The organism is Enterobacter wuhouensis, assembly GCF_004331265.1.
Classification (GTDB): Bacteria; Pseudomonadota; Gammaproteobacteria; order Enterobacterales; family Enterobacteriaceae; genus Enterobacter; species Enterobacter wuhouensis.
Map to the genome: position 1 here is coordinate 348,240 of NZ_SJOO01000001.1, position 21,395 is coordinate 369,634.

Genomic DNA, 21,395 nt, shown 5'->3' on the forward strand with positions numbered 1-21,395 from the left:
ATCCCACTTACTGACGAATTAACATATACAGGCGGAACAAGTAGACCAGCAGAACTGCTGAAATCAGGTTGCTCAGCGTATTGGCAACGACCGCGCCGACGTTCGGCGTTAACACGGCAAAATTTGGTGCAAACAACAACAGGAGCGTTTTAGCAAGCAGCCAGCCGATAACGGCAGGCGCCACCAGACGCATGTTAGCCCACGCCAGTCGTATGCTGCTGCGCATCGCCGTGAATATCCCCATTTTATCCTGCACAACCATAATGGGGGCGAAGGAAAGGACAATCGCCAGCAGCACGCCCGGCACCACGACCAGCATAATCCCCATTTGCACCAGCAGGGTGGTTAAAAAGATGAGGATAAAGAGCTTGGGCAATACGGGAGCACTTGCGCCTATTGCACGTAATGCGCTTACGCGATGACCGGCAGACACCAGCTGGATCATCAGCAGAACGCCACCCGCCAGAACCGCATTACCGATCAGGCCAGAAAACGTCGATGCTGCAGAGGCGCGCAGCAGGATTTGCTGCTGGTCCGGCGTCATGTTTTGCACCAGCTCAAACAAGCCGACGCTACCTGCAAGGTGATCCCCCTGGCTCAGACTGGCAATCTGTTCTTCACTTGGAGAGAACGCGTGACCGAGCACCACGGTGATAAAGGCGCATAACAACGCGATCAGCAAAAAGGTAATGAACTGATTGCGGAAAAAATTCCCGGTGTCACGGTAGACAGACTTCGCCGTGATAGACATGCACTCTCCTTGAGTATTGCAGGTGTTAATTAGCCGGCAATTGTACACCGGATAAGAGTGCCGTGGCAGCATCAAGGCTTGTATGGAAAAGCATATCTTTGTAAAGCGGCGGTAATTTTAAGCCTGTCACAAAAATTTGATGTAGAGACAACCTGGCATCTTATGTTTGATTATCAAAAATTAACCCAGATCAATGAATGTTAAGTTACTGGTTCTAATGTGATCTGTGTTAGATCACTTATTACTTATTTGTGAGTATATTGCCTCCGCTATGAAAACCACAACGATGGAGCGGATATGAAAAAATTAGCGGTGGCAGCCCTTATCTTAAGCAGTATCTCTGGCGGCGCGTATGCGCATGAAGCAGGCGAATTCTTTATTCGTGCCGGTTCGGCAACGGTTCGCCCAACGGAAGGGTCTGATAACGTGCTGGGAATGGGCGGTTTTAACGTCAGCAACAACACCCAGCTGGGTTTAACCTTTACCTATATGGCCACGGATAACATCGGCGTCGAGCTTCTGGCCGCAACGCCATTTCGTCATCGCGTTGGTTTAGGACCGACCGGCGATATCGCCACGGTGCATCATCTGCCGCCAACGCTGATGGCGCAGTGGTACTTTGGTGATTCCAGCAGCAAGGTGCGTCCGTACATTGGCGCCGGGGTGAACTACACGACGTTCTTCGATGAGAAATTTAACGACACGGGCAAAGCGGCCGGGTTAAGCGATCTCAGCCTGAAAGATTCATGGGGGATGGCGGGGCAGGTTGGTCTGGATTATCTGATTAACCGCGACTGGTTGATAAACGCCTCGGTCTGGTACATGGATATCGACACGGACGTACGCTTTAAAGCGAACGGCGAGCAGCAGAGTATTAGCACGCGCCTGGATCCGTGGGTGTTTATGTTCTCCGCGGGTTATCGCTTCTAAGCAATAAATCTACTGGCCGCACCGCGGCCAGTAGAGGTTCAGAAGCTGGGGTAAACGGGTCGCTCATCCAGCTTTGCGCAATGTCTGAGCATGGATTCGCCATCATACAGGTAGGTGAACGCGTCGCTTGAAACTGAATGGAACAGAATATCGCCGTTCGCAAAAGGAATGATTTCCGTATCACCGGACCGTTTATGGCCTGCGCCGGTTTCAAAATTACCCTGCCATTTTTCCTGAGTATGCCCATAAAGATGGAGAATAACTTCCACGACGCCCCTGTCAGGGCAGTTCAGTCGTAAAAGAGTGGATGAGAAATTCAGAGACGAAGCGTGAAGTGGCACAAAAAAGATAAAGCAAAAGAATAATCTAAAAAACATCAACCCAATAAAGCCTTACTCAAACCAGGAATGGGATTTTACTTTAGTAAAAAAATTTAGCTTTGCCGTGGATCAATAAGACTTAGTTTTCAAGAGCATGTCAGCGTTGGCCAGAATGACTGACGCATTATCAGACGATATATCCCTGTTAAGCCAATAATTACGGTATGGTGGTTGTTCAATACAACTGGCCGGAGGGGATATCCCCGACATTAAATTTGAGTGTCCGGTCTGTGCGGGGACACAGTTTCATTTCACCAGCTTTGCCCCGACGCAAGACCTTCCTCATGGTGCAGTATGCTCTGAATGCGGAACACGACTCACCGCACATTCATGCCTCCCGAAACTTAAACGACGACGGTGGCCAAAGCCAGTCAATTAATTAAAGGCCTCATAAGAGGCCTTTTTTGATCCCCGACGTTACTTCTGAATCAAATAACGAATGGTGGGCCCATCCTGCTGAATATCCAGCACGGTGTAACCGTGATTTTTGGCATCCAGCGGAATATTATTTATTGACTGAGGGCAATCGCTTACCACTTCCAGAATTTCACCTTTCTTGAGCTGGGGGAGCGCTTCAAGCGTAGCGACAGCGGGATAAGGACAGGGTTCACCGACCATATCGAGGCGATAATCGGGTACTATCTCTTTCATGCAGCATTCTCCTGCGTTGCAGTTTTAACGGTGGCACGACGGAAGAAGCGTTTCTCCTGTGCAATAACCAGTAAAAAGGCGATAAGCAGCAGGGCATAAGTCACCACGAGCCCACCGAGTGGGCCAAAGGTGTTCAGCAGATTAACCTTGTCCCAGTTCGTCGCCAGTACGGGGGACACGTCATCCCAGTAATAGGCCAGGATGGTGGAGCCAATCACGTTCCCGAGTCCTACCCACCAGTAATGTACCTGGCCTTCGACGGCGCGATACATCCAGCCGGTTTCGCACCCGCCTGCCAGCACGATACCAAAGCCAAACAGCAGCCCGCCGATGACCGCGTTAGGGCCAGCCCACATGATTTTCGGTTCCACGCCGAGCTGCACGTAGCTGAAGATGCCGATCGCGCTCACGGCCATCCCGGCAATAATGGCTTTCGCCATCATGGTGCGCCCGGTGATCCACATATCGCGAAACGCTGAGGTAAAGCAAATTTGGGCACGTTCAATCAGCAGGCCAAAGCCCACGCCGAACAGCATCGCCAGCCCCAGCTTCGGCTGGTTTAGCGCCGTGCAAAGCGCCCAGGCAATCATGGCGAAAAAGACCAGCATGCCCAGCCGGAAGCGGCGGCGCGCCTGGGCCGGTTTTTGCGTCAGCGGCGAGGCGGCGCTGACCTTAACAACCTTAACGGGAATGCGGAACAGCGGCAGCAGGGTGAATTTAGCGCCAAAGTAGGATCCAACGGCGGTGGCGACGGCAAAGAACCATGCGTGGAGTGAAAACTGAGGAATGCCGGTAAAGAAGGCGGCGAGATTGCAGCCCATCGCCAGGCGTGCGCCAAATCCGGCAATGATGCCGCCGGTCACCGCCTGCAAAATGCGAATCCGGCTTTTAGGCATTCTCAACTTAACGTTGTTTGCCCACAGCGCCGCGGCAAAACAGCCGCCGAACATGCCGATAATCATCATTCCGTCGATGCGGGTCAGCGGCGTGCCGTCCAGATGAATCAGTTTGAAATATCCCCACTCCTCTGCGTGCACGCCCGCAAGCTGCAGGAGCTGACCGCCCCAGCGGGTAAATTCGCCGGTGACGGCCCAGAAGGTGCCGGTAATGCCGAAATAATAGGTAGATAGAATGCCCGCCGCGATGACCGCCGGAACGGGTGACCAGAACTTAACCAGGTAAGCCTGTTTGAAGTGTTGCCATGACATGTGTAAGCCTCTGAACTCAGAAGGTATAACCAGAAAGAAACCGAATCATACGCTTACGATGGGTTTTGGAAAGTCATTCACGCCAGGAATATCGACGCGATCAATTTTGACGTAACCCTAAAGGGGAGGCGGGGGACCCGTCTGGCAGGCGCGCCAGACGGGTTAGGGCATCAGGCTTTGCGCGTTGCCGCTTTCATCTCGGTGACGAACGTTTTCAGTTCAGCCAGCATCTGCTCTGGCTTATCGACGTTTTTCTCAATAATTTTGACGATAGCGGAACCGGAAATCGCCCCGGCGGCTTTCGCATCGATTGCCGCTGCGACCTGATCGGGGGAAGAGATCCCAAAGCCCTGCAGCGGCGGTGCGGCGTGGTACTCCGCCAGCTTTTCAACCAGATGGTGTAAAGGAACCGCCGCCTTATTCTCCGCGCCGGTTACGCCCGCACGGGAAAGCAGGTACGTATATCCGCGACCGTGAGAAGCAATCTGGCGCAGCAGTTCATCATCGGCGTTCGGCGGGCAGATGAAGATAGGTGCGACGTTATGGCGCATGGCCGCCTGACGAAACGGCGCTGACTCTTCAACCGGCACGTCCGCCACCAGCACGGAGTCGACGCCAACGCGCGCGCACTCGGCGTAAAACGCATCAATACCGCGGTTAAAGACCAGGTTGGCATACATCAGCAGGCCGATCGGAATGGTCGGATGCTTCTGACGGATCGCCGCCAGCATTTCGAAGCACTGGGTTGGGGTCACGCCGGAGGCAAAAGCGCGCAGCGTCGCATTCTGAATGGTCGGGCCGTCCGCCAGCGGATCGGAGAACGGAATACCCAGCTCCAGCGCGTCGGCACCGGCTTCAATCAGGGTGTCGATAATCTTCAGCGACTGTTCCGGGCCCGGATCGCCCAGGGTGACAAAGGGAACGAACGCGCCTTCCTGGCGAGCCTTCAGCTGTGCAAATGCGTTATCGTAGCGTTCCATCAGATTTCCCCTCGTGCTTTCAGAATATCGTGAACGGTGAAGATATCTTTGTCACCGCGGCCGGAAAGGTTCACCACCAGCAGTTGCTCTTTTTCCGGGTTCTCTTTAATCATTTTCAGCGCGTGTGCCAGCGCGTGTGAAGACTCCAGCGCCGGGATAATCCCTTCGTTGCGGCACAGGGTTTTAAAGGCTTCAAGCGCTTCATCATCGGTAATGGAAACATACTCCGCACGACCGGTGCTGTTCAGGTACGCATGCTGTGGCCCCACTGACGGGAAATCCAGACCGGCAGAAATGGAGTAAGATTCCTCAATCTGGCCTTCATCAGTCTGCATCATCGGGGACTTCATGCCGAAGTAGATCCCCACGCGGCCATGCTTGAGCGGCGCGCCGTGTTCACCCGATTCTATGCCGTGACCGGCAGGCTCAACGCCAATCAGGCCTACGCTGGTGTCGTCGATGAAATCAGCGAACATGCCGATGGCGTTAGAACCACCGCCTACGCAGGCAATGACGGCATCCGGCAGGCGGCCTTCTTTTTCAAGGATCTGCGCTTTGGTCTCTTCACCGATCATGCGCTGGAATTCACGCACGATGGTCGGGAACGGGTGCGGGCCTGCGGCTGTGCCGAGCATATAGTGCGCGGTGTCGTAGCTGCCGGACCAGTCGCGCAGCGCTTCGTTACAGGCATCCTTCAGCGTCGCGGAGCCGCTGTGTACCGGGAGCACTTCGGCCCCCATCAGGCGCATACGGAACACGTTCGGGGACTGACGCTCAACGTCTTTAGCACCCATATAGATACGGCATTTCAGGCCGAGCAGGGCGCTGGCAAGGGCAGAGGCCACGCCGTGCTGGCCTGCGCCGGTTTCGGCGATGATTTCGGTTTTACCCATACGCTTGGCGAGAAGCGCCTGGCCCAGCACCTGGTTAGTTTTATGCGCGCCGCCGTGAAGGAGATCTTCGCGCTTGAGGTACAGCGTGGTGTTGGTGCCTTCCGTCAGGTTGCGGCATTTGGTCAGCGCCGTAGGACGACCCGCGTAGTTTTTCAGCAGGTCGGTAAATTCAGCCTGGAACGCCGGGTCTTTCTGCGCGCTCACAAACGCTTCTTCCAGCTGGCGCAGGGCGGGCATCAGGATTTGCGGGACGTACATCCCGCCGAACTCACCAAAATAGGGGTTTAGTAATGTCGTCATCTTCTCTTCCTTAATATGCACGCAGAGTTTTAAAGACCGAGGCCAGCTTGCTGGCATCTTTGATACCCGGTTGGGACTCTACGCCTGAATTGAAATCGAGGCCTGCGCAGCCTGCTTTAGCGGCTTCTACGCAGTTATCCGGGCTTAATCCGCCCGCCAGCAGGACGTTGTCCAGCTTTTCGCCGCTCAGCAGCGACCAGTCAAAACGCTGGCCGGTGCCGCCCTGGCCGTTATCGAGCAGGTATTTATCCACATGGTTCAGGTTACGCGCGGGCAGGGTCTCGCCGACGCTTTGCGCTTTCCAGATCTGAACCTGAGGCGCCAGCGCGGCGCGCAGAGCATCGATATAGGCCTGATCTTCATCGCCGTGGAGCTGCACCGCGCTCAGGGATAACGCCTCGGCTTTTGCCGCAACGTCTGCAATATCCGCGTTGCGGAAGACGCCGACGTAGCCGAGCGGGGCCGCCGCTATCACCTTATGCGCCTGTTCTTCGCTGACTGCGCGAGGGGACGAATCCACAAAGATCAGCCCGCCGTAAATCGCCCCGGCTTCATACGCGGCCTGCGCATCCTGTTCGCGGGTTAAGCCGCAGACTTTGTTCTCACCCAGCAGCAAGCGGCGCACCGCAGCGTTGAGATCGTCATGCTCCATCATCGCGGAGCCAATCAGGAAACCGTTGGCGAAGTGGCTGAGTTCGCGCACCTGGGCGTAGCTGTTAATCCCGGATTCGCTGATCACCGTGACGCCAGACCCCAGACGCGGCGCCAGCTGGCGCGTGCGGTTCAGGTCAATGGACAGGTCGCGCAGATCGCGGTTGTTAATGCCGACCACTTTGGCTTCCAGCGCAATCGCGCGCTCAAGCTCTTCTTCGTTGCTCACTTCGGTCAGCACGCCCATGTTCAGGCTGTGCGCCACGGCGGAAAGCTGGCGATACTGCTCGTCGTCGAGCACCGAGAGCATCAGCAGGCAGGCGTCGGCCTGGTAAAAGCGCGCCAGCCAGATCTGATACGGGTCGATAATAAAGTCTTTGCACAGGATCGGCTGCGGCGCGATGCCGCTGACGATCGGCAGAAAATCGAAGCTGCCCTGGAAATATTTCTCATCCGTCAGCACGGAGATGGCGGACGCATGGTGCTTATAAATTCCGGCAATACGCGCCGGGTCGAAATCGTCACGGATAACGCCTTTCGACGGGGAGGCCTTTTTGCACTCAAGAATAAACGCGGTGCGCGCGCCCTGCAGGGCGTCATAGAAGCGTCGTTGGCTTGGAACGACGTCATTCTGGAAGCTGGCAAGCGGCTGCTGCTGCTTGCGGGTTTCAACCCAAATGGCCTTATCGGCAACGATTTTCGCTAAAACGGTCTGCATTCTTTACCCTCTTGCCGCAAGTGCGGTAACGCGGTCGTAAGCTGCACCGGAGCGCAGTACGTCCAGAACTTTTTGGGCGTTGGCCTTGAGGTCTTCCTCGCCGTGCAAACGCATCAGCATGGCGACGTTGGCGGCCACGGCGGCCTCATGGGCGACCTCTCCCTTACCTTGTAATAAGCGCGTGAGAATGTCACGGTTTTCTTCCGGCGTGCCGCCTGCCAGGGCTTCCTGGTGATACGGCGCCAGGCCGAAGTCAGACGCGTCCAGCTGGTAGCTCAGGATTTCACCGTTGTTCAGTTCGGCCACCAGCGTCGGCGCATGAAGCGATACTTCATCCATTCCGCCGCTGTGTACGACGGCAGCACGCTTGTAGCCCAGCACCCGCAGCGTTTCCGCAATCGGCAGCACCAGTTCAGGGCTGTAGACGCCAATCAGCGCCAGCGGCGGATGCGCCGGGTTAATCAGGGGGCCAAGCACGTTAAACAGCGTGCGGGTCTTGAGCTGCTGGCGCACCGGCATCGCGTGGCGGAAACCGGTGTGATACTTCGGCGCAAACAGGAAGCAGACGCCCAGGTCATCCAGCGCCTCACGGGAGCGTTCTGCTTGCATGTCGAGGTTAATACCAAACGCGGCCAGCAGGTCAGACGAACCCGAACGGCTGGAGACGCTACGGTTACCGTGCTTTGCTACCTTCAGACCACACGCCGCCGCAACGAACGCGCTGGCTGTAGAAATATTGATGCTGTTGCTGCCGTCACCGCCGGTCCCGACGATATCGGCAAACTGATAGTCCGGGCGCGGGAACGGCGCGGCATTTTCCAGCAGGGCCGTAGCGGCACCGGCAATCTCCTGCGGGCTTTCACCGCGCACCTTCATGCTGACCAAAGCGGCGGCCAGCTGCTCTGGCTTCAGCTCGCCGCGAACGACCGCAGAGAAAAGCTGGTGGCTCTCCTGCTGGCTCAGGGTCTGCGCCTGATACAGTTTTTCCAGAATCGGCTGCAGGGTATTGGTTTGCTCCAGTTTCTGTAATGCCCAGTCGAGCGTTTGCTCCAGCAGGCGCGCGCCGTTCGACGTCAGAATGGATTCCGGGTGGAACTGCAGGCCGCAGACGCGATCCGCATCGTGGCGAACCGCCATCACCATGCCTTCAAAGGAGGCGTTAATGGTCAGCCCGGCCGGAATGTTGCTGCCCACCAGCGAATGGTAACGCGCAACGGGGAGCGGATTGGGCAGACCGGCAAACATCGCCTGGCCGTCATGTTCAATGCTGGACGCTTTGCCGTGCAGGATCTCACCCGCCTGGCCGACGTAGCCGCCGTAGGCTTCAACAATCGCCTGATGGCCGAGGCAGATGCCGATGATAGGCAATTTGCCCCGCATACGGGTCAGTAGTTCCGGCATACATCCCGCTTCGCTCGGTGCGCCTGGCCCAGGGGAGAGCATCAGCACCGGATTTTGCATGGTGCCGAGACGATCGATCAGCGTCTGGGCCGGAACGTGGTTGCGGTAGATAACGACGTTATGCCCATTCGCACGCAGCTGATCTGCCAGGTTGTAGGTAAATGAGTCAATATTATCGAGCAGCAGAATGTCAGCCATCAGAAAATCTCCTGTGCATGGTGTGCGGTCGCAATGGCGCGAAGGACCGCGCGAGCTTTACTGCGCGTTTCGTCAGCTTCAGACTGCGGAACAGAATCAAGAACAATCCCTGCACCTGCCTGTACGGTGGCGATGCCATCTTCAACGTAGGCAGAGCGGATCACGATGCAGGTATCCAGGTCGCCGTGTGCGGTGAAATAACCCACCGCACCGCCGTAGCTGCCGCGACGACGGCCTTCTGCTTCGGCAATCAGCTGCATCGCGCGAACTTTAGGCGCGCCGCTCAGGGTGCCCATGTTCATGCAGGCTCGGTAGGCGTGCAGCACGTCGAGGTCGTGGCGCAATTCACCGACCACGCGGGAGACCAGGTGCATCACGAACGAATAGCGGTCGACTTTAGTCAGGTCCGCCACGTAGCGGCTGCCGGGGGTGCAAATGCGGGCCAGATCGTTACGCGCCAGGTCGACCAGCATCAGGTGTTCTGAAAGCTCTTTGTGGTCGGTACGCATCTCCAGTTCGATGCGGCTGTCGAGGTCGCGATCCAGTGAACCATCGGCACGGCGGCCGCGCGGACGGGTTCCGGCAATCGGGTAGATCTCAATCTGGCGGCTGGTGGCGTCGTATTTCAGGGAGCTTTCCGGCGACGCGCCAAACAGGGTGAAGTCGTTGTCCTGCATGAAGAACATGTACGGGCTCGGGTTGCTCTTTTTCAGCACGTCATACGCTGCCAGCGGTGACGGGCAGGGCAGCGAGAAGCGGCGGGAAGGCACCACCTGGAAAATTTCCCCGGCGCGAATCGCTTTTTGCATCTGGCGCACGACGGCACCGTACTGGTCGTCGGTCTGGCTGACGTCGCACTGCATCTCCTCAACGCGCTGCACCGGCAGCGCAGGCGGTTCTTCCGTCATCTGCTGCTGCAGCTGTGCGATACGTTGCAGAAGACGATTTTTCTCCGCGGTGGAGGGCGTGAACAGGCTGGCCTGGATGCGGGTATATTTTTTCTGATGGTCGATCACCAGCAGCGTTTCAGCCAGGTAGAAGCAGTAATCCGGGCAGCGGTTGCCCTGTTCGGTTTCCAGTAATTCCTCGAAACCGGCGACCAGGTCGTAAGCAAACAGCCCGCCGAAGAACATGGCTTCGCGTTCATCTTCCGGCACGGTGACCAGGCCTTGCAGCAGGCGGAAGGCATCGAAAACGGACAGTGAGCAGAGGCGCGCGTCTTCGTCCAGCAGCTGGCTCACCGGCGGAAAATGCAGAATGCGCATGTCCGGGTGACGCTCGTTTTCAATACCTGAAGGAAGGGCGGCGTCCAGCAGCGGCAGCAGCGATGCGCCGTTGTCGGATAATGCCTTGATGGTGACGGTATCGCCTAACGCGGTAATGCGCAGGGCGCTATCCACCAGCAGCAGGCTTTTCAGATCGTCCTTGCTGTCGATATCGGCAGATTCCAGCAGCAGCGTGGCAGGACGAGCGCCGCATACCTGATGAAACAGCGCGGTTGGGTTGTGGCGATAGGCCGCCTCGCAGGTCAGCAGTTCGAGGTGTGGTTTGGCTGTTTGCATGGTGTTGTTCTCATATTTTGTTCAAAAAAAAGCCCGCTTGTGAGCGGGCTGGGTATCTGTTTGCATTTCGCAGACGCGTGACACTGCCCGATAGTCAGGAAGTGCGCCACCAACCGTGCAGAGTGAAATGTGCTGTCATTTTCAGATACCTTTCTCGTGTGAACTTGCGTACTAGTTAACTAGTTCGATGGCCTATTGTCAACCCTTGATTTCAGAATTTCGCGGCAAGTCGTTATCATAGGGTTTTTGGAAGTCTCCAACCTGTGACGGGAAGTGCTTTGAGCGATACCACCTACGCCATAATTTACGATTTACACAGCCACACTCAGGCTTCTGATGGTCTGCTTACGCCCGAAGCGTTGGTTCATCGCGCCGTTGAAATGCGAGTCGGCACGCTGGCAATAACCGATCACGATACGACTGACGCCATTCCGGCCGCGCGCGCAGAAATTGCCCGCAGCGGGCTGGCGCTGAATCTGGTGTCCGGTGTCGAAATTTCGACCCTCTGGGAAAACCATGAAATTCATATCGTTGGCCTGAACATTGATATAGAACATCCGGCAATGTGCGCGTTTTTGCAAGAACAAAAAACGCGCCGCAACCAGCGCGCGGAGATGATAGGCGAGCGTCTGGAAAAAGCGCACATTCCGGGTGCGCTGGAAGGCGCAAAAAAGCTGGCAAACGGCGGGGCGGTAACGCGCGGTCATTTTGCTCGTTTTCTGGTTGAGGCCGGCAAAGCGACGACGATGGCGGACGTCTTTAAAAGGTATCTGGCGCGCGGGAAAACCGGATACGTTCCGCCACAGTGGTGTACAATAAAACAAGCTATTGATGTGATTCATCATTCTGGCGGTAAGGCGGTACTGGCCCATCCGGGACGGTATAATCTTTCTGCTAAATGGCTGAAAAGACTGCTGGCGCACTTTGCCGAATGCGGCGGTGAGGCGATGGAAGTCGCCCAGTGTCAGCAGGCGCCCAACGAGCGTGCACAGCTCGCAACCTACGCCCGTCAGTATGGCCTGCTTGGGTCACAGGGTTCTGATTTTCATCAGCCCTGCGCGTGGATTGAGCTGGGGCGCAAGCTCTGGCTACCGGCAGGCGTTGAGCCTGTCTGGCAGCTTTGGGAACAGCCGCAGCAAATTGAAGAGAGGGAAGTATGAGTCAGTTTTTCTATATTCATCCGGATAACCCGCAGGCCCGTCTGATTAATCAGGCCGTGGAAATCGTCCGCAAGGGGGGCGTTATCGTCTACCCGACCGATTCAGGCTACGCGCTGGGCTGTAAAATTGAAGACAAAGGGGCGATGGAGCGTATCTGCCGCATCCGCCAGCTGCCGGACGGCCACAACTTTACCCTGATGTGCCGCGATCTTTCCGAGCTGTCGACCTATGCCTACGTCGACAACGTGGCGTTTCGTCTGATCAAAAACAACACGCCGGGCAACTACACCTTTATCCTGAAAGGGACGAAAGAGGTGCCGCGTCGTCTGCTGCAGGAAAAACGCAAAACCATCGGGATGCGCGTGCCGTCTAACCCGATTGCCCAGGCGCTGCTGGAAGCGCTTGGGGAACCCATGCTCTCGACCTCCCTGATGCTGCCGGGCAGTGAGTTTACCGAGTCCGACCCGGAAGAGATCAAGGATCGTCTTGAGAAGGTGGTTGAGCTGATTATTCACGGCGGTTACCTCGGCCAGCAGCCAACCACCGTGGTCGATTTAACGGAAGATGCACCGGAAGTGATTCGTGAAGGCGTGGGTGATGTTAAGCCTTTCTTGTAAGGGTGTAAGCAGATATACTACGCGGCCATCAAAGCTGGGCTCAATCCCGCTTTGACCTGATTCGACGCCTGTGAAGGCGACACCTGAGGAAGCTCAATGAGCGAGAAGTTACAGAAAGTGCTGGCGCGCGCCGGCCACGGTTCGCGCCGTGAAATCGAAGCCATTATTGAAGCAGGTCGCGTGAGTGTGGACGGTAAAGTCTCCACTTTGGGCGACCGCGTAGAAATCGTACCGGGGCTGAAGATCCGCATCGACGGTCATCTCATTTCGGTCAAAGAATCTGCTGAACAAATCTGTCGCGTGCTGGCTTACTACAAGCCGGAAGGCGAGCTGTGTACCCGCAACGACCCTGAAGGTCGCCCGACGGTGTTTGATCGTCTGCCTAAGCTGCGCGGTGCCCGCTGGATTGCCGTTGGGCGTCTGGACGTGAACACCTGCGGCCTGCTGCTGTTCACCACCGATGGTGAACTGGCAAACCGTCTCATGCACCCAAGCCGCGAAGTTGAGCGTGAATACGCCGTTCGCGTCTTTGGTCAGGTTGATGAAAACAAACTGCGCGACCTGTCGCGCGGCGTGCAGCTTGAAGACGGCCCGGCGGCGTTCAAGACGATCAAATTCACCGGTGGTGAAGGGATCAACCAGTGGTACAACGTGACCCTGACGGAAGGCCGTAACCGCGAGGTTCGTCGACTGTGGGAAGCGGTAGGCGTGCAGGTTAGCCGCCTGATCCGCGTGCGTTACGGCGATATCCTCCTGCCAAAAGGCCTGCCGCGTGGCGGTTATACCGAGCTGGATCTCACCCAGACCAACTACCTGCGCGAGCTGGTCGGCCTGACGCCGGAAACCACGTCTAAAGTCGCGGTCGAGAAGGATCGTCGTCGCATGAAGGCGAACCAGATCCGACGTGCGGTGAAGCGTCACAGCCAGGTGAGCAACAACCGCCGCTCTGGCAGCCGGAATAACAACGGTTAATCAAAAAGCCCGGTCAACACACCGGGCTTTTTCTTTAGTAATCAATACCGATTTGCGCTTTGATACCGGCGTCAAAGGCATGCTTCACCGGACGCAATTCGCTGACGGTATCCGCAAGCGCCAGAATATCCCGATGGCAGCCGCGCCCGGTGACGATTGCCGTCTGGTGCACGGGGCGATTCTTTAACGCTTCCAGCACCTCTTCAAGCGGCAGATAGTCGTAGGCCACCATGTAGGTGATTTCATCCAGCAGCACCATGTTCAGGCCGGGATCTGCCAGCATGCGTTTAGCATGTTCCCACACGGCCCGACAGGCGGCGGTATCGGTTTCGCGGTTCTGGGTATCCCACGTAAACCCGGTCGCCATCACCTGGAACTCAACCCCGTGAGGCTCCAGTAGGTTACGCTCTCCGTTAGGCCATTCGCCTTTGATAAACTGAATCACGCCCACCTTCTGGCCGTGGCCGACGGCTCGGGTAGCGGTGCCAAACGCGGCGGTGGTTTTGCCTTTACCGTTGCCGGTAAAGACGATGATAATTCCGCGTTCGTCCTGCGCCGCGGCGACGCGGGCATCCACTTGCTCTTTCAGACGCTGCTGGCGCTGCTGATGACGTTCTTCACTCATTGCGAAATCCCCGGCTTGCGCCCCGGCTGGGCATCAAAGGTCATCCCGGTTTTACGGCGGCTGTCATCGCCCATCAGCCAGAGATAGAGCGGCATAATATCGGCGGGCGTTTTGAGCTTCTGCGGATCTTCCGTCGGGAAGGCGCTGGCGCGCATTTTGGTGCGCGTCCCGCCTGGGTTAATGCAGTTCACGCGCAGATGGCGGCTTTGATACTCCTCCGCCAGCACCTGCATCATTCCTTCGGTCGCAAATTTAGATACGGCGTAAGCGCCCCAGTTTGCGCGCCCCTCGCGACCTACGCTGGAGGAGGTAAAGACCAGCGAGCCGGATTCAGAGCGGAGTAATAAAGGAAGCAAAGCCTGGGTCAGGAAAAAGGTGCCGTTGATATTGACCTGCATCACCTCCTGCCAGATAGCCGGGTCTTGTTCATCCATCGGGCGTACTTCGCCCAGCAGACCGGCATTGTGCAGCACGCCGTCGAGACGGGGATAGTCATCTCCAATACGTTCGGCAAGCTCCTGGCAGGTCGCCGCGGTGCAGGTGAGCAAATCAAGCGTGTACCAGCGGGCGGGGAGGCCGCCTGCAGCGTCAATCTCACGGGCGACGTTTCGTAATTTATCGTCGTTACGGCCAATCAGGATGACGCTTGCGCCATATTCTGCGTACGTCAGGGCGGCTTCACGACCAATTCCGTCGCTGGCACCGGTGACAAGGATGATGCGGTTCTGCAGTAAATTTTTTTGTGGCTGATAATGCACGGTGACTCCTCTGGCGCACTGAGCGGCTATTGCGCCTTCTTTTATGACTTTTCGGCTTTATGCCCGAAATAGCATGAGAATTCAATCAGTCTACAGGAGGCATCGCTGCGTAATTAACAATTTGCAAATATTTAAACCCGTTTCGGGGGATTCCTGAAGCAGGCTCGCAGAGGTAATGTCACGAGCGAGACGCCCGAGCAGGGCTGTTGTACACTGGCGTGTAGGAATCGTGGTTAAATCAAGGTGGAGCGCGTGGAATTACTTTCTCAATATGGGTTGTTTTTAGCCAAAATCGCGACGGTTGTTATCGCCATCGCGGTGATTGCCGTTCTGATTGTTAACCTGACGCAGCGAAAGCGTCAGCGTGGTGAATTACGCATTACCCGCCTGAGCGAACAGTATAAAGAGATGCAGGAAGAGATGTCCCTGGCGCTGCTCGATAGTCATCAGCAGAAGCTATGGGTGAAAGCGCAGAAAAAACAGCATAAGCAGGAGGCTAAAGCGGCAAAAGCTAAAGCCAAAGCGAATGCGCCGCAGGACGAGGCAAAGCCACGCGTCTACGTGCTGGATTTTAAGGGCAGCATGGATGCACATGAAGTGTCTTCTCTGCGTGAAGAGGTCACGGCTGTACTTGCCGTCGCAAAACCGCAGGATCAGGTGGTTGTACGTCTGGAAAGTCCAGGAGGCGTCGTTCACGGATACGGGCTGGCGGCTTCCCAGCTTCAGCGCCTGCGTGAAAAACAGATCCCGCTGACCGTGGCGGTGGATAAAGTGGCGGCGAGCGGCGGCTACATGATGGCCTGCGTAGCGGATAAAATTGTCGCAGCACCGTTCTCTATAATCGGTTCTATCGGCGTGGTTGCGCAAATTCCGAACTTTAACCGCTTTCTGAAAAACAAAGAGATTGATATTGAACTGCACACCGCAGGTCAGTACAAACGTACCCTGACGCTGCTGGGTGAAAATACGGAAGAGGGGCGTCAGAAATTCCGTGAAGATCTGAACGAAACGCACCACCTCTTCAAAGACTTTGTCCACCGCATGCGCCCAACGCTCGATATTGAGCAGGTCGCAACCGGCGAACACTGGTACGGCACTCAGGCGCAGGATAAAGGGCTGGTGGATGAGGTTGGTACCAGCGACGATCTGCTGCTGAGCCTGATGGAAGGCCGTGAGTTAATCGGCGTACGCTTTACGCAGCGTAAGCGTATGCTCGACCGCTTCACGAATAGCGCGGCAGAGAGCGCGGATCGCCTGCTGCTACGCTGGCTGCAGCGGGGGCAGAAGCCGCTGCTGTAAACAAAAACGCGAGGCATCTGCCTCGCATTTTGCATTAATCGACCAGGTGATACTTCTCTGAGAGGGTGTGCGCCAGGTATTTAAACATGTTAAATACGGCGGTGCTTTTTGGCGTAGGCAGCCCCTGTTCATCAAGGAAGTACTCCCCGCTGAATACCAGCACACCGTTACGCTGTTCCACTCCCGTGGCTTCAATACCCGCAAGGGTGTCTTCATGGTTGCGAATCAGTTTATTCGCTTCGACAAGCAGAGAGGCTCGGTCAATAGGTTGGGTTGTATTCTGCATAATCCACTCCTTAAACAGTGACAATAGTCTACGCCCGAGGGGCTTTGGGGGCAAATTTTCCCTGTAATGTGAGAGGGTAAGGCAACGGTGGTCGGCTGGCGGGATTTGCTTTTGCATGCTAATAAAGTTGCGTAACGAATTTTATCAGGTACAGTGTGCGCTTTCGTCATTCTGGCAACAGAATTGCTTGACATTCGACCGGGAATTCGTCACGAATTATAGTAAGTGTGAAAAAAATACCCGTTAAGTCAATGACCTGGGCATCATCTGTTTGAGGTCAGGCAAGACAAAGGGGTTGATATCCCCTGACGCAGTCGCAATATCAATGGCTCGTCGTCAGCGGAAGGGAAATCAACGTGCGGCGTATTCCTGGAAGAATTAAATTAGGTAAAGGTGAATATGGGTAAAGCTCTCGTCATCGTTGAGTCCCCGGCAAAAGCCAAAACGATCAATAAGTATCTGGGAAATGACTACGTGGTTAAGTCCAGCGTTGGTCATATCCGCGATTTGCCGACCAGTGGCTCAGCCAGCAAAAAGAGCGCAGACTCTACCTCCACCAAAGGGGCCAAAAAGCCTAAAAAGGATGAACGTAGCGCGCTTGTCAACCGCATGGGTGTTAACCCATGGCATAACTGGGACGCACAATATGAAGTGCTGCCCGGGAAAGAAAAAGTCGTTAACGAGCTGAAGCAGCTTGCTGAAAAAGCAGACCACATTTATCTCGCAACCGACCTTGACCGCGAAGGGGAAGCCATTGCATGGCACCTGCGGGAAGTGATCGGGGGTGACGACAAACGCTACAGCCGTGTAGTGTTTAACGAAATTACTAAGAATGCGATTCGTCAGGCGTTTGAGAAGCCGGGCGAACTGAACATTGACCGTGTAAACGCCCAGCAGGCACGTCGCTTTATGGACCGTGTTGTGGGCTACATGGTATCTCCACTGCTGTGGAAAAAGGTTGCACGCGGTCTGTCCGCAGGCCGTGTACAGTCTGTCGCTGTACGTCTGGTCGTTGAGCGTGAGCGCGAAATTAAAGCCTTCGTGCCGGAAGAGTTCTGGGAAGTGGACGCCAATGTGACCACGCCGGGCGGTGACGCTCTGCCGCTGCAGGTAAGCCATCACAACGATAAGCCTTTCCGTCCTGAAAACCGCGACCAGACCATGGCCGCCGTAGCGCTGCTGGAAAAAGCACGCTATCAGGTGCTGGATCGCGAGGATAAACCGACCAGCAGCAAGCCGGGCGCACCGTTTATTACCTCTACGCTGCAGCAGGCTGCAAGCACGCGCCTGGGCTACGGCGTGAAGAAAACCATGATGATGGCCCAGCGCCTGTATGAAGCGGGTTACATCACCTACATGCGTACTGACTCAACTAACCTGAGCCAGGACGCGGTCAGCATGGTGCGCGGCTACATCAGCGATAACTTCGGTAAGAAATATCTGCCGGAAAGCGCAAACCAGTACGCCAGCAAAGAGAACTCGCAGGAAGCACACGAAGCGATTCGTCCTTCTGACGTCTCCGTTTTAGCGGAATCGTTGAAGGATATGGAAGCGGATGCGCAGAAGCTCTATCAGCTGATCTGGCGCCAGTTCGTGGCCTGTCAGATGACGCCTGCTAAGTACGACTCCACGACGCTGACCGTCGGCGCGGGTGATTTCCGCCTGAAAGCGCGCGGTCGTATTCTGCGCTTCGACGGCTGGACGAAAGTCATGCCTGCGCTGCGTAAAGGTGATGAAGACAGAACGCTGCCTGCGGTCAACAAGGGCGATGAGCTGTCGCTTGTCGATCTGGTTCCGGCCCAGCACTTTACCAAGCCGCCTGCACGATTCAGTGAAGCATCACTGGTGAAAGAGCTGGAAAAACGGGGCATTGGCCGTCCGTCCACCTATGCGTCGATTATTTCGACCATTCAGGATCGAGGCTATGTCCGCGTTGAAAGCCGCCGTTTCTACGCCGAAAAAATGGGTGAAATTGTCACCGACCGTCTGGAAGCAAACTTCCGCGAGTTGATGAACTACGATTTCACCGCACAGATGGAGGACAGCCTGGACCAGGTTGCCAGCCATCAGGCGGAATGGAAAAAGGTTCTCGATAGCTTCTTCAGCGACTTTACCGACCAGCTGGAAAAAGCCGAAAAAGATCCTGAAGAGGGCGGCATGCTGCCAAACCAGATGGTACTGACCAGCATCGACTGCCCAACCTGCGGCCGTAAGATGGGGATCCGTACCGCGACGACGGGCGTCTTCCTCGGATGCTCCGGCTACGCGCTGTCGCCAAAAGAACGCTGCAAAACCACCATCAATCTTGTACCTGAGAACGAAGTGCTCAACGTGCTGGAAGGTGACGATGCGGAAACCAATGCCCTTCGCGCCAAGCGTCGCTGCCAGAAATGCGGCACGGCGATGGACAGCTACCTGATCGATCCTAAACGCAAGCTGCACGTCTGCGGTAATAACCCGACCTGCGACGGCTATGAGATCGAAGAGGGCGAGTTCCGCATTAAAGGCTATGACGGCCCGATCGTTGAATGTGAGAAGTGTGGATCTGAGATGCACCTGAAAATGGGGCGCTTCGGTAAGTACATGGCTTGCACCAACGACGAGTGCAAAAATACGCGTAAAATCCTGCGTAACGGTGAAGTGGCTCCGCCGAAGGAAGATCCGGTTCCGCTGCCAGAGCTGCCGTGCGAGAAGTCTGACGCCTATTTCGTGCTGCGCGACGGTGCTGCAGGCGTATTCCTGGCGGCCAACACCTTCCCGAAATCGCGCGAAACGCGCGCGCCGCTGGTCAAGGAGCTGTATCGCTTCCGCGACCGTTTGCCGGAAAAACTGCGTTATCTGGCCGATGCACCGCAGCAGGATCCTGAAGGCAATAAGACCGTGGTGCGTTTTAGCCGCAAGACCAAGCAGCAGTACGTTGCCGCTGAAAAAGAGGGTAAAGCGACCGGATGGTCAGCGTTCTTTGTTGACGGAAAATGGGTTGAAGGTAAAAAATAACCTTCTCTTACCGTAGCTTACCTGTGAAAGGGCCGGAATTCCGGCCCTTTTTTATTACGATGTTATTATTTTTTGTTCCGTACTATACAGTCAGGCTATAAGTGATATAGTGGTTATAGTTAACCCTTTTCTTATTATCAAATCGTCTTAAGCGATTGACCGCGTGCGCTAAATCGGATGGTCTGGCATGAAACTACAGCAGCTTCGTTATATCGTTGAGGTGGTAAACCACAACCTTAACGTCTCCTCTACCGCTGAGGGGCTTTATACCTCGCAGCCGGGCATCAGCAAGCAGGTTCGCATGCTGGAGGATGAGTTAGGCATTCAGATATTTGCCCGCAGCGGTAAGCACCTGACGCAGGTGACGCCCGCCGGGCAGGAAATCATCAGAATTGCACGGGAAGTCCTCTCTAAAGTTGATGCGATAAAATCCGTAGCGGGGGAACATACCTGGCCGGATAAAGGCTCGCTCTATATAGCGACTACGCATACTCAGGCGCGCTATGCGCTGCCTGGCGTGATCAAAGGCTTTATTGAACGCTATCCACGCGTTTCCTTACACATGCATCAGGGATCGCCAACGCAAATTGCAGAGGCGGTTTCTAAGGGCAATGCGGATTTTGCTATCGCTACGGAAGCGCTCCACCTGTATGACGACCTGGTCATGCTGCCGTGCTACCACTGGAACCGTTCTATTGTGGTCACGCCCGATCATCCTTTAGCGGGTAAAGGCTCGGTGACCATCGAAGAGCTGGCCCAGTATCCGCTAGTGACCTACACCTTTGGATTTACCGGGCGCTCAGAGCTTGATACGGCATTTAACCGCGCGGGGCTTACGCCGCGTATCGTCTTTACAGCAACCGATGCTGACGTCATTAAAACCTACGTCAGGCTCGGGCTTGGCGTCGGCGTTATTGCCAGCATGGCGGTAGATCCGATTTCGGACCCCGATTTGGTACGCCTGGATGCGGACGACATCTTCAGCCACAGCACCACGAAGATTGGCTTCCGTCGAAGCACCTTCCTGCGCAGCTATATGTATGATTTTATTCAGCGCTTTGCTCCTCATTTAACGCGTGACGTAGTCGATACGGCCGTTGCACTGCGTTCAAATGAAGACATTGAAGAGATGTTTAAGGATATTAAGCTCCCCGCCAAATAATCACTTCCGGTATCTTTCCCCTGTGGAAAGATACCGAAATAACCCCTCAAACCTAAATTAGAATTATCATCATCTGCACCCTGCTGACGTAAAATGTCATTACCCTTTTAATGTTTAAGGTTTTACTGTCGCGAATTTGCGACAAAAGTAGAAAGTAATTAACGCCTTCGCAAATATTTCTTTTCAATTATTTATTTCTGGTCAAAAGAATGAATATTTCCCAGGTACAGATGCGTAAATTCACTGGCTTTTCAGCTAAAGTTTCTTTAGGATTTATCTCAACAGATGATTAATTGTACCAATTGTTTGGTCATAAAATGATAAGTGATATCGATTGTATGAGGTTAGCAATGCCTTCAGGAAGTGAAGAACCGCAAAGGGATCCTGCTCTCAAACGCAAAGCCTGGTTAGCGGTCTTTCTCGTCTCTGCCCTGTTCTGGGTTGCGGTTGCTCTCCTGGCCTGGAAATATTGGGGTTAACTATGGCAGTCACGGCACGTTCAGAAATGACAAAACCAATGTGTCAGCCGCGTGACAACGGTCACAAAGCTCGCAAAGCACCTGCGACCAGTGTTCCTGCGTCCTGGAAACTGACGCCTCAACAGCAAGCCTTTATTGATGTGTTCGCAGAAGACGAACCCAAAAAACAATAATTTAGTTAATTGCGTAACGATGCAAATAGTCTGAATAAAGACTCTGCGCTTTTGTACTCTTTAATAAATACACATCAGCAATATAGAACTGAGGGCAGACCTCGGAAACTTTAATAAATAAAGCCTGGTGTCCCTATGATGAATAACATGACAACTCTCAAATACTGGTCATGGATCGGCGTTTTCTCCGTGTCGATTCTGTTCTGGTGTCAGCTCATCTGGCTGGCTCTCCACTAAATCCAAA

24 protein-coding genes, 1 pseudogene and 1 other annotated feature are annotated in these 21,395 nt (G+C 55.2%); of the genes and pseudogenes, 11 read left to right on the forward strand and 14 right to left on the reverse strand.

The genetic code is table 11. From position 1 onward, the window contains the following. Window positions 1-7 precede the first annotated feature (7 nt). Window positions 8-751 (reverse strand): YciC family protein, encoded by a 744-nt coding sequence (locus E0L20_RS01830; RefSeq protein WP_131632408.1) that lies wholly within the window; start codon window positions 749-751, stop codon window positions 8-10. A gap of 25 nt (window positions 752-776) precedes the next feature. Then, window positions 777-866: pseudogene (locus E0L20_RS01835) on the reverse strand (YkgJ family cysteine cluster protein); the annotation flags it as partial. A gap of 182 nt (window positions 867-1,048) precedes the next feature. Between E0L20_RS01835 and ompW the strand changes: the two are divergent. Next, window positions 1,049-1,681 (forward strand): outer membrane protein OmpW, encoded by a 633-nt coding sequence (gene ompW / locus E0L20_RS01840; RefSeq protein ID WP_131632409.1) that lies wholly within the window; start codon window positions 1,049-1,051, stop codon window positions 1,679-1,681. A gap of 38 nt (window positions 1,682-1,719) precedes the next feature. On the opposite strand, the gene E0L20_RS01845 is transcribed toward ompW, so the two are convergent. Further along, on the reverse strand, window positions 1,720-1,950 hold the full coding sequence (locus tag E0L20_RS01845) for a hypothetical protein (protein ID WP_242673376.1): 231 nt from the start codon (window positions 1,948-1,950) through the stop codon (window positions 1,720-1,722). A 319-nt stretch (window positions 1,951-2,269) separates the two neighbouring features. Here E0L20_RS01845 and ymcF point away from each other — a divergent pair, with 319 nt between their 5' ends. Further along, window positions 2,270-2,440, forward strand: a complete 171-nt coding sequence (gene ymcF, locus E0L20_RS24325; RefSeq protein WP_464244538.1) for a cold shock small protein YmcF — start codon at window positions 2,270-2,272, stop codon at window positions 2,438-2,440. Window positions 2,441-2,478: 38 nt separating this feature from the next. On the opposite strand, the gene yedF is transcribed toward ymcF, so the two are convergent. The 8 genes from yedF to trpL all read right to left on the reverse strand — a co-directional run bounded on the left by yedF (window position 2,479) and on the right by trpL (window position 10,762). Continuing rightward, window positions 2,479-2,712, reverse strand: a complete 234-nt coding sequence (yedF, locus tag E0L20_RS01850; protein ID WP_003856774.1) for a sulfurtransferase-like selenium metabolism protein YedF — start codon at window positions 2,710-2,712, stop codon at window positions 2,479-2,481. After that, window positions 2,709-3,920, reverse strand: a complete 1,212-nt coding sequence (gene yedE / locus E0L20_RS01855) for a selenium metabolism membrane protein YedE/FdhT (protein WP_131632411.1) — start codon at window positions 3,918-3,920, stop codon at window positions 2,709-2,711. The genes yedF and yedE overlap by 4 nt, the downstream gene beginning before the upstream one ends. Before the next feature lie 170 nt (window positions 3,921-4,090). Further along, the gene (gene trpA / locus E0L20_RS01860) at window positions 4,091-4,900 is read right to left on the reverse strand and encodes a tryptophan synthase subunit alpha (protein WP_131632412.1); all 810 of its coding nucleotides are present in this window, start codon (window positions 4,898-4,900) and stop codon (window positions 4,091-4,093) included. After that, window positions 4,900-6,093: a tryptophan synthase subunit beta gene (gene trpB, locus E0L20_RS01865; RefSeq protein ID WP_131632413.1), complete on the reverse strand. Its 1,194-nt coding sequence runs from the start codon at window positions 6,091-6,093 to the stop codon at window positions 4,900-4,902. The genes trpA and trpB overlap by 1 nt, the downstream gene beginning before the upstream one ends. A 10-nt stretch (window positions 6,094-6,103) precedes the next feature. Beyond that, window positions 6,104-7,462: a bifunctional indole-3-glycerol-phosphate synthase TrpC/phosphoribosylanthranilate isomerase TrpF gene (gene trpCF, locus E0L20_RS01870; protein WP_131632414.1), complete on the reverse strand. Its 1,359-nt coding sequence runs from the start codon at window positions 7,460-7,462 to the stop codon at window positions 6,104-6,106. A 3-nt stretch (window positions 7,463-7,465) separates the two neighbouring features. Beyond that, window positions 7,466-9,061, reverse strand: coding sequence for a bifunctional anthranilate synthase glutamate amidotransferase component TrpG/anthranilate phosphoribosyltransferase TrpD (gene trpD / locus E0L20_RS01875; RefSeq protein ID WP_131632415.1), 1,596 nt, complete (start codon window positions 9,059-9,061; stop codon window positions 7,466-7,468). Further along, the gene (locus E0L20_RS01880; RefSeq protein ID WP_131632416.1) at window positions 9,061-10,623 is read right to left on the reverse strand and encodes an anthranilate synthase component 1; all 1,563 of its coding nucleotides are present in this window, start codon (window positions 10,621-10,623) and stop codon (window positions 9,061-9,063) included. The genes trpD and E0L20_RS01880 overlap by 1 nt, the downstream gene beginning before the upstream one ends. A 23-nt stretch (window positions 10,624-10,646) precedes the next feature. Next, window positions 10,647-10,741, reverse strand: a sequence feature (Trp leader region). Next, window positions 10,718-10,762, reverse strand: a complete 45-nt coding sequence (gene trpL / locus E0L20_RS24255; RefSeq protein ID WP_106993556.1) for a trp operon leader peptide — start codon at window positions 10,760-10,762, stop codon at window positions 10,718-10,720. (Overlaps the previous feature by 24 nt.) 139 nt (window positions 10,763-10,901) lie before the next feature. Between trpL and rnm the strand changes: the two genes are divergently transcribed. From rnm to rluB, 3 genes are all read left to right on the forward strand, one after another. After that, window positions 10,902-11,783: an RNase RNM gene (rnm, locus tag E0L20_RS01890; RefSeq protein WP_131632417.1), complete on the forward strand. Its 882-nt coding sequence runs from the start codon at window positions 10,902-10,904 to the stop codon at window positions 11,781-11,783. Beyond that, window positions 11,780-12,400, forward strand: coding sequence for an L-threonylcarbamoyladenylate synthase (locus E0L20_RS01895; protein WP_131632418.1), 621 nt, complete (start codon window positions 11,780-11,782; stop codon window positions 12,398-12,400). Before rnm ends, E0L20_RS01895 begins: the two co-directional genes overlap by 4 nt. 96 nt (window positions 12,401-12,496) lie before the next feature. Next, entirely contained in the window at window positions 12,497-13,372 is an 876-nt protein-coding gene (rluB, locus tag E0L20_RS01900) for a 23S rRNA pseudouridine(2605) synthase RluB (RefSeq protein WP_014070506.1), read from the forward strand. Window positions 13,373-13,406: 34 nt separating this feature from the next. On the opposite strand, the gene cobO is transcribed toward rluB, so the two are convergent. Together cobO and E0L20_RS01910 are read right to left on the reverse strand one after the other, a co-directional pair. Beyond that, entirely contained in the window at window positions 13,407-13,997 is a 591-nt protein-coding gene (gene cobO, locus E0L20_RS01905) for a cob(I)yrinic acid a,c-diamide adenosyltransferase (protein WP_131632419.1), read from the reverse strand. After that, a complete protein-coding gene (locus E0L20_RS01910) occupies window positions 13,994-14,755 on the reverse strand; it encodes a YciK family oxidoreductase (RefSeq protein WP_131632420.1) in 762 nt (253 codons plus the stop codon). The genes cobO and E0L20_RS01910 overlap by 4 nt, the downstream gene beginning before the upstream one ends. Window positions 14,756-15,007: 252 nt before the next feature. Between E0L20_RS01910 and sohB the strand changes: the two genes are divergently transcribed. Next, window positions 15,008-16,054 (forward strand): protease SohB, encoded by a 1,047-nt coding sequence (sohB, locus tag E0L20_RS01915; RefSeq protein ID WP_131632421.1) that lies wholly within the window; start codon window positions 15,008-15,010, stop codon window positions 16,052-16,054. Window positions 16,055-16,088: 34 nt separating this feature from the next. On the opposite strand, the gene E0L20_RS01920 is transcribed toward sohB, so the two are convergent. Continuing rightward, window positions 16,089-16,340, reverse strand: coding sequence for a YciN family protein (locus E0L20_RS01920; RefSeq protein WP_131632422.1), 252 nt, complete (start codon window positions 16,338-16,340; stop codon window positions 16,089-16,091). Between the two features lie 399 nt (window positions 16,341-16,739). Between E0L20_RS01920 and topA the strand changes: the two genes are divergently transcribed. The 5 genes from topA to ymiC all read left to right on the forward strand — a co-directional run bounded on the left by topA (window position 16,740) and on the right by ymiC (window position 21,388). Continuing rightward, window positions 16,740-19,337, forward strand: a complete 2,598-nt coding sequence (gene topA, locus E0L20_RS01925) for a type I DNA topoisomerase (RefSeq protein ID WP_131632423.1) — start codon at window positions 16,740-16,742, stop codon at window positions 19,335-19,337. 187 nt (window positions 19,338-19,524) lie between these two features. Next, on the forward strand, window positions 19,525-20,499 hold the full coding sequence (gene cysB, locus E0L20_RS01930; RefSeq protein ID WP_131632424.1) for an HTH-type transcriptional regulator CysB: 975 nt from the start codon (window positions 19,525-19,527) through the stop codon (window positions 20,497-20,499). A 338-nt stretch (window positions 20,500-20,837) separates the two neighbouring features. Continuing rightward, the gene (locus E0L20_RS01935; RefSeq protein ID WP_216689425.1) at window positions 20,838-20,978 is read left to right on the forward strand and encodes a YmiA family putative membrane protein; all 141 of its coding nucleotides are present in this window, start codon (window positions 20,838-20,840) and stop codon (window positions 20,976-20,978) included. A 2-nt stretch (window positions 20,979-20,980) separates the two neighbouring features. Then, window positions 20,981-21,151 (forward strand): hypothetical protein, encoded by a 171-nt coding sequence (locus E0L20_RS23835; protein ID WP_165500670.1) that lies wholly within the window; start codon window positions 20,981-20,983, stop codon window positions 21,149-21,151. 138 nt (window positions 21,152-21,289) lie between these two features. After that, window positions 21,290-21,388, forward strand: a complete 99-nt coding sequence (gene ymiC / locus E0L20_RS23975; protein ID WP_242673382.1) for a small membrane protein YmiC — start codon at window positions 21,290-21,292, stop codon at window positions 21,386-21,388. Window positions 21,389-21,395 lie beyond the last annotated feature (7 nt).

Coding starts and splice junctions, on each gene's coding strand:
- E0L20_RS01830 (WP_131632408.1), bottom strand. CDS start 751: ATGTCTATCACGGCGAAGTCTGTCTACCGTGACACCGGGAATTTTTTC.
- ompW (WP_131632409.1), top strand. CDS start 1,049: ATGAAAAAATTAGCGGTGGCAGCCCTTATCTTAAGCAGTATCTCTGGC.
- yedF (WP_003856774.1), bottom strand. CDS start 2,712: ATGAAAGAGATAGTACCCGATTATCGCCTCGATATGGTCGGTGAACCC.
- yedE (WP_131632411.1), bottom strand. CDS start 3,920: ATGTCATGGCAACACTTCAAACAGGCTTACCTGGTTAAGTTCTGGTCA.
- trpA (WP_131632412.1), bottom strand. CDS start 4,900: ATGGAACGCTACGATAACGCATTTGCACAGCTGAAGGCTCGCCAGGAA.
- trpB (WP_131632413.1), bottom strand. CDS start 6,093: ATGACGACATTACTAAACCCCTATTTTGGTGAGTTCGGCGGGATGTAC.
- trpCF (WP_131632414.1), bottom strand. CDS start 7,462: ATGCAGACCGTTTTAGCGAAAATCGTTGCCGATAAGGCCATTTGGGTT.
- trpD (WP_131632415.1), bottom strand. CDS start 9,061: ATGGCTGACATTCTGCTGCTCGATAATATTGACTCATTTACCTACAAC.
- E0L20_RS01880 (WP_131632416.1), bottom strand. CDS start 10,623: ATGCAAACAGCCAAACCACACCTCGAACTGCTGACCTGCGAGGCGGCC.
- E0L20_RS01895 (WP_131632418.1), top strand. CDS start 11,780: ATGAGTCAGTTTTTCTATATTCATCCGGATAACCCGCAGGCCCGTCTG.
- rluB (WP_014070506.1), top strand. CDS start 12,497: ATGAGCGAGAAGTTACAGAAAGTGCTGGCGCGCGCCGGCCACGGTTCG.
- cobO (WP_131632419.1), bottom strand. CDS start 13,997: ATGAGTGAAGAACGTCATCAGCAGCGCCAGCAGCGTCTGAAAGAGCAA.
- E0L20_RS01920 (WP_131632422.1), bottom strand. CDS start 16,340: ATGCAGAATACAACCCAACCTATTGACCGAGCCTCTCTGCTTGTCGAA.
- topA (WP_131632423.1), top strand. CDS start 16,740: ATGGGTAAAGCTCTCGTCATCGTTGAGTCCCCGGCAAAAGCCAAAACG.
- cysB (WP_131632424.1), top strand. CDS start 19,525: ATGAAACTACAGCAGCTTCGTTATATCGTTGAGGTGGTAAACCACAAC.
- E0L20_RS01935 (WP_216689425.1), top strand. CDS start 20,838: ATGAGGTTAGCAATGCCTTCAGGAAGTGAAGAACCGCAAAGGGATCCT.
- E0L20_RS23835 (WP_165500670.1), top strand. CDS start 20,981: ATGGCAGTCACGGCACGTTCAGAAATGACAAAACCAATGTGTCAGCCG.
- ymiC (WP_242673382.1), top strand. CDS start 21,290: ATGAATAACATGACAACTCTCAAATACTGGTCATGGATCGGCGTTTTC.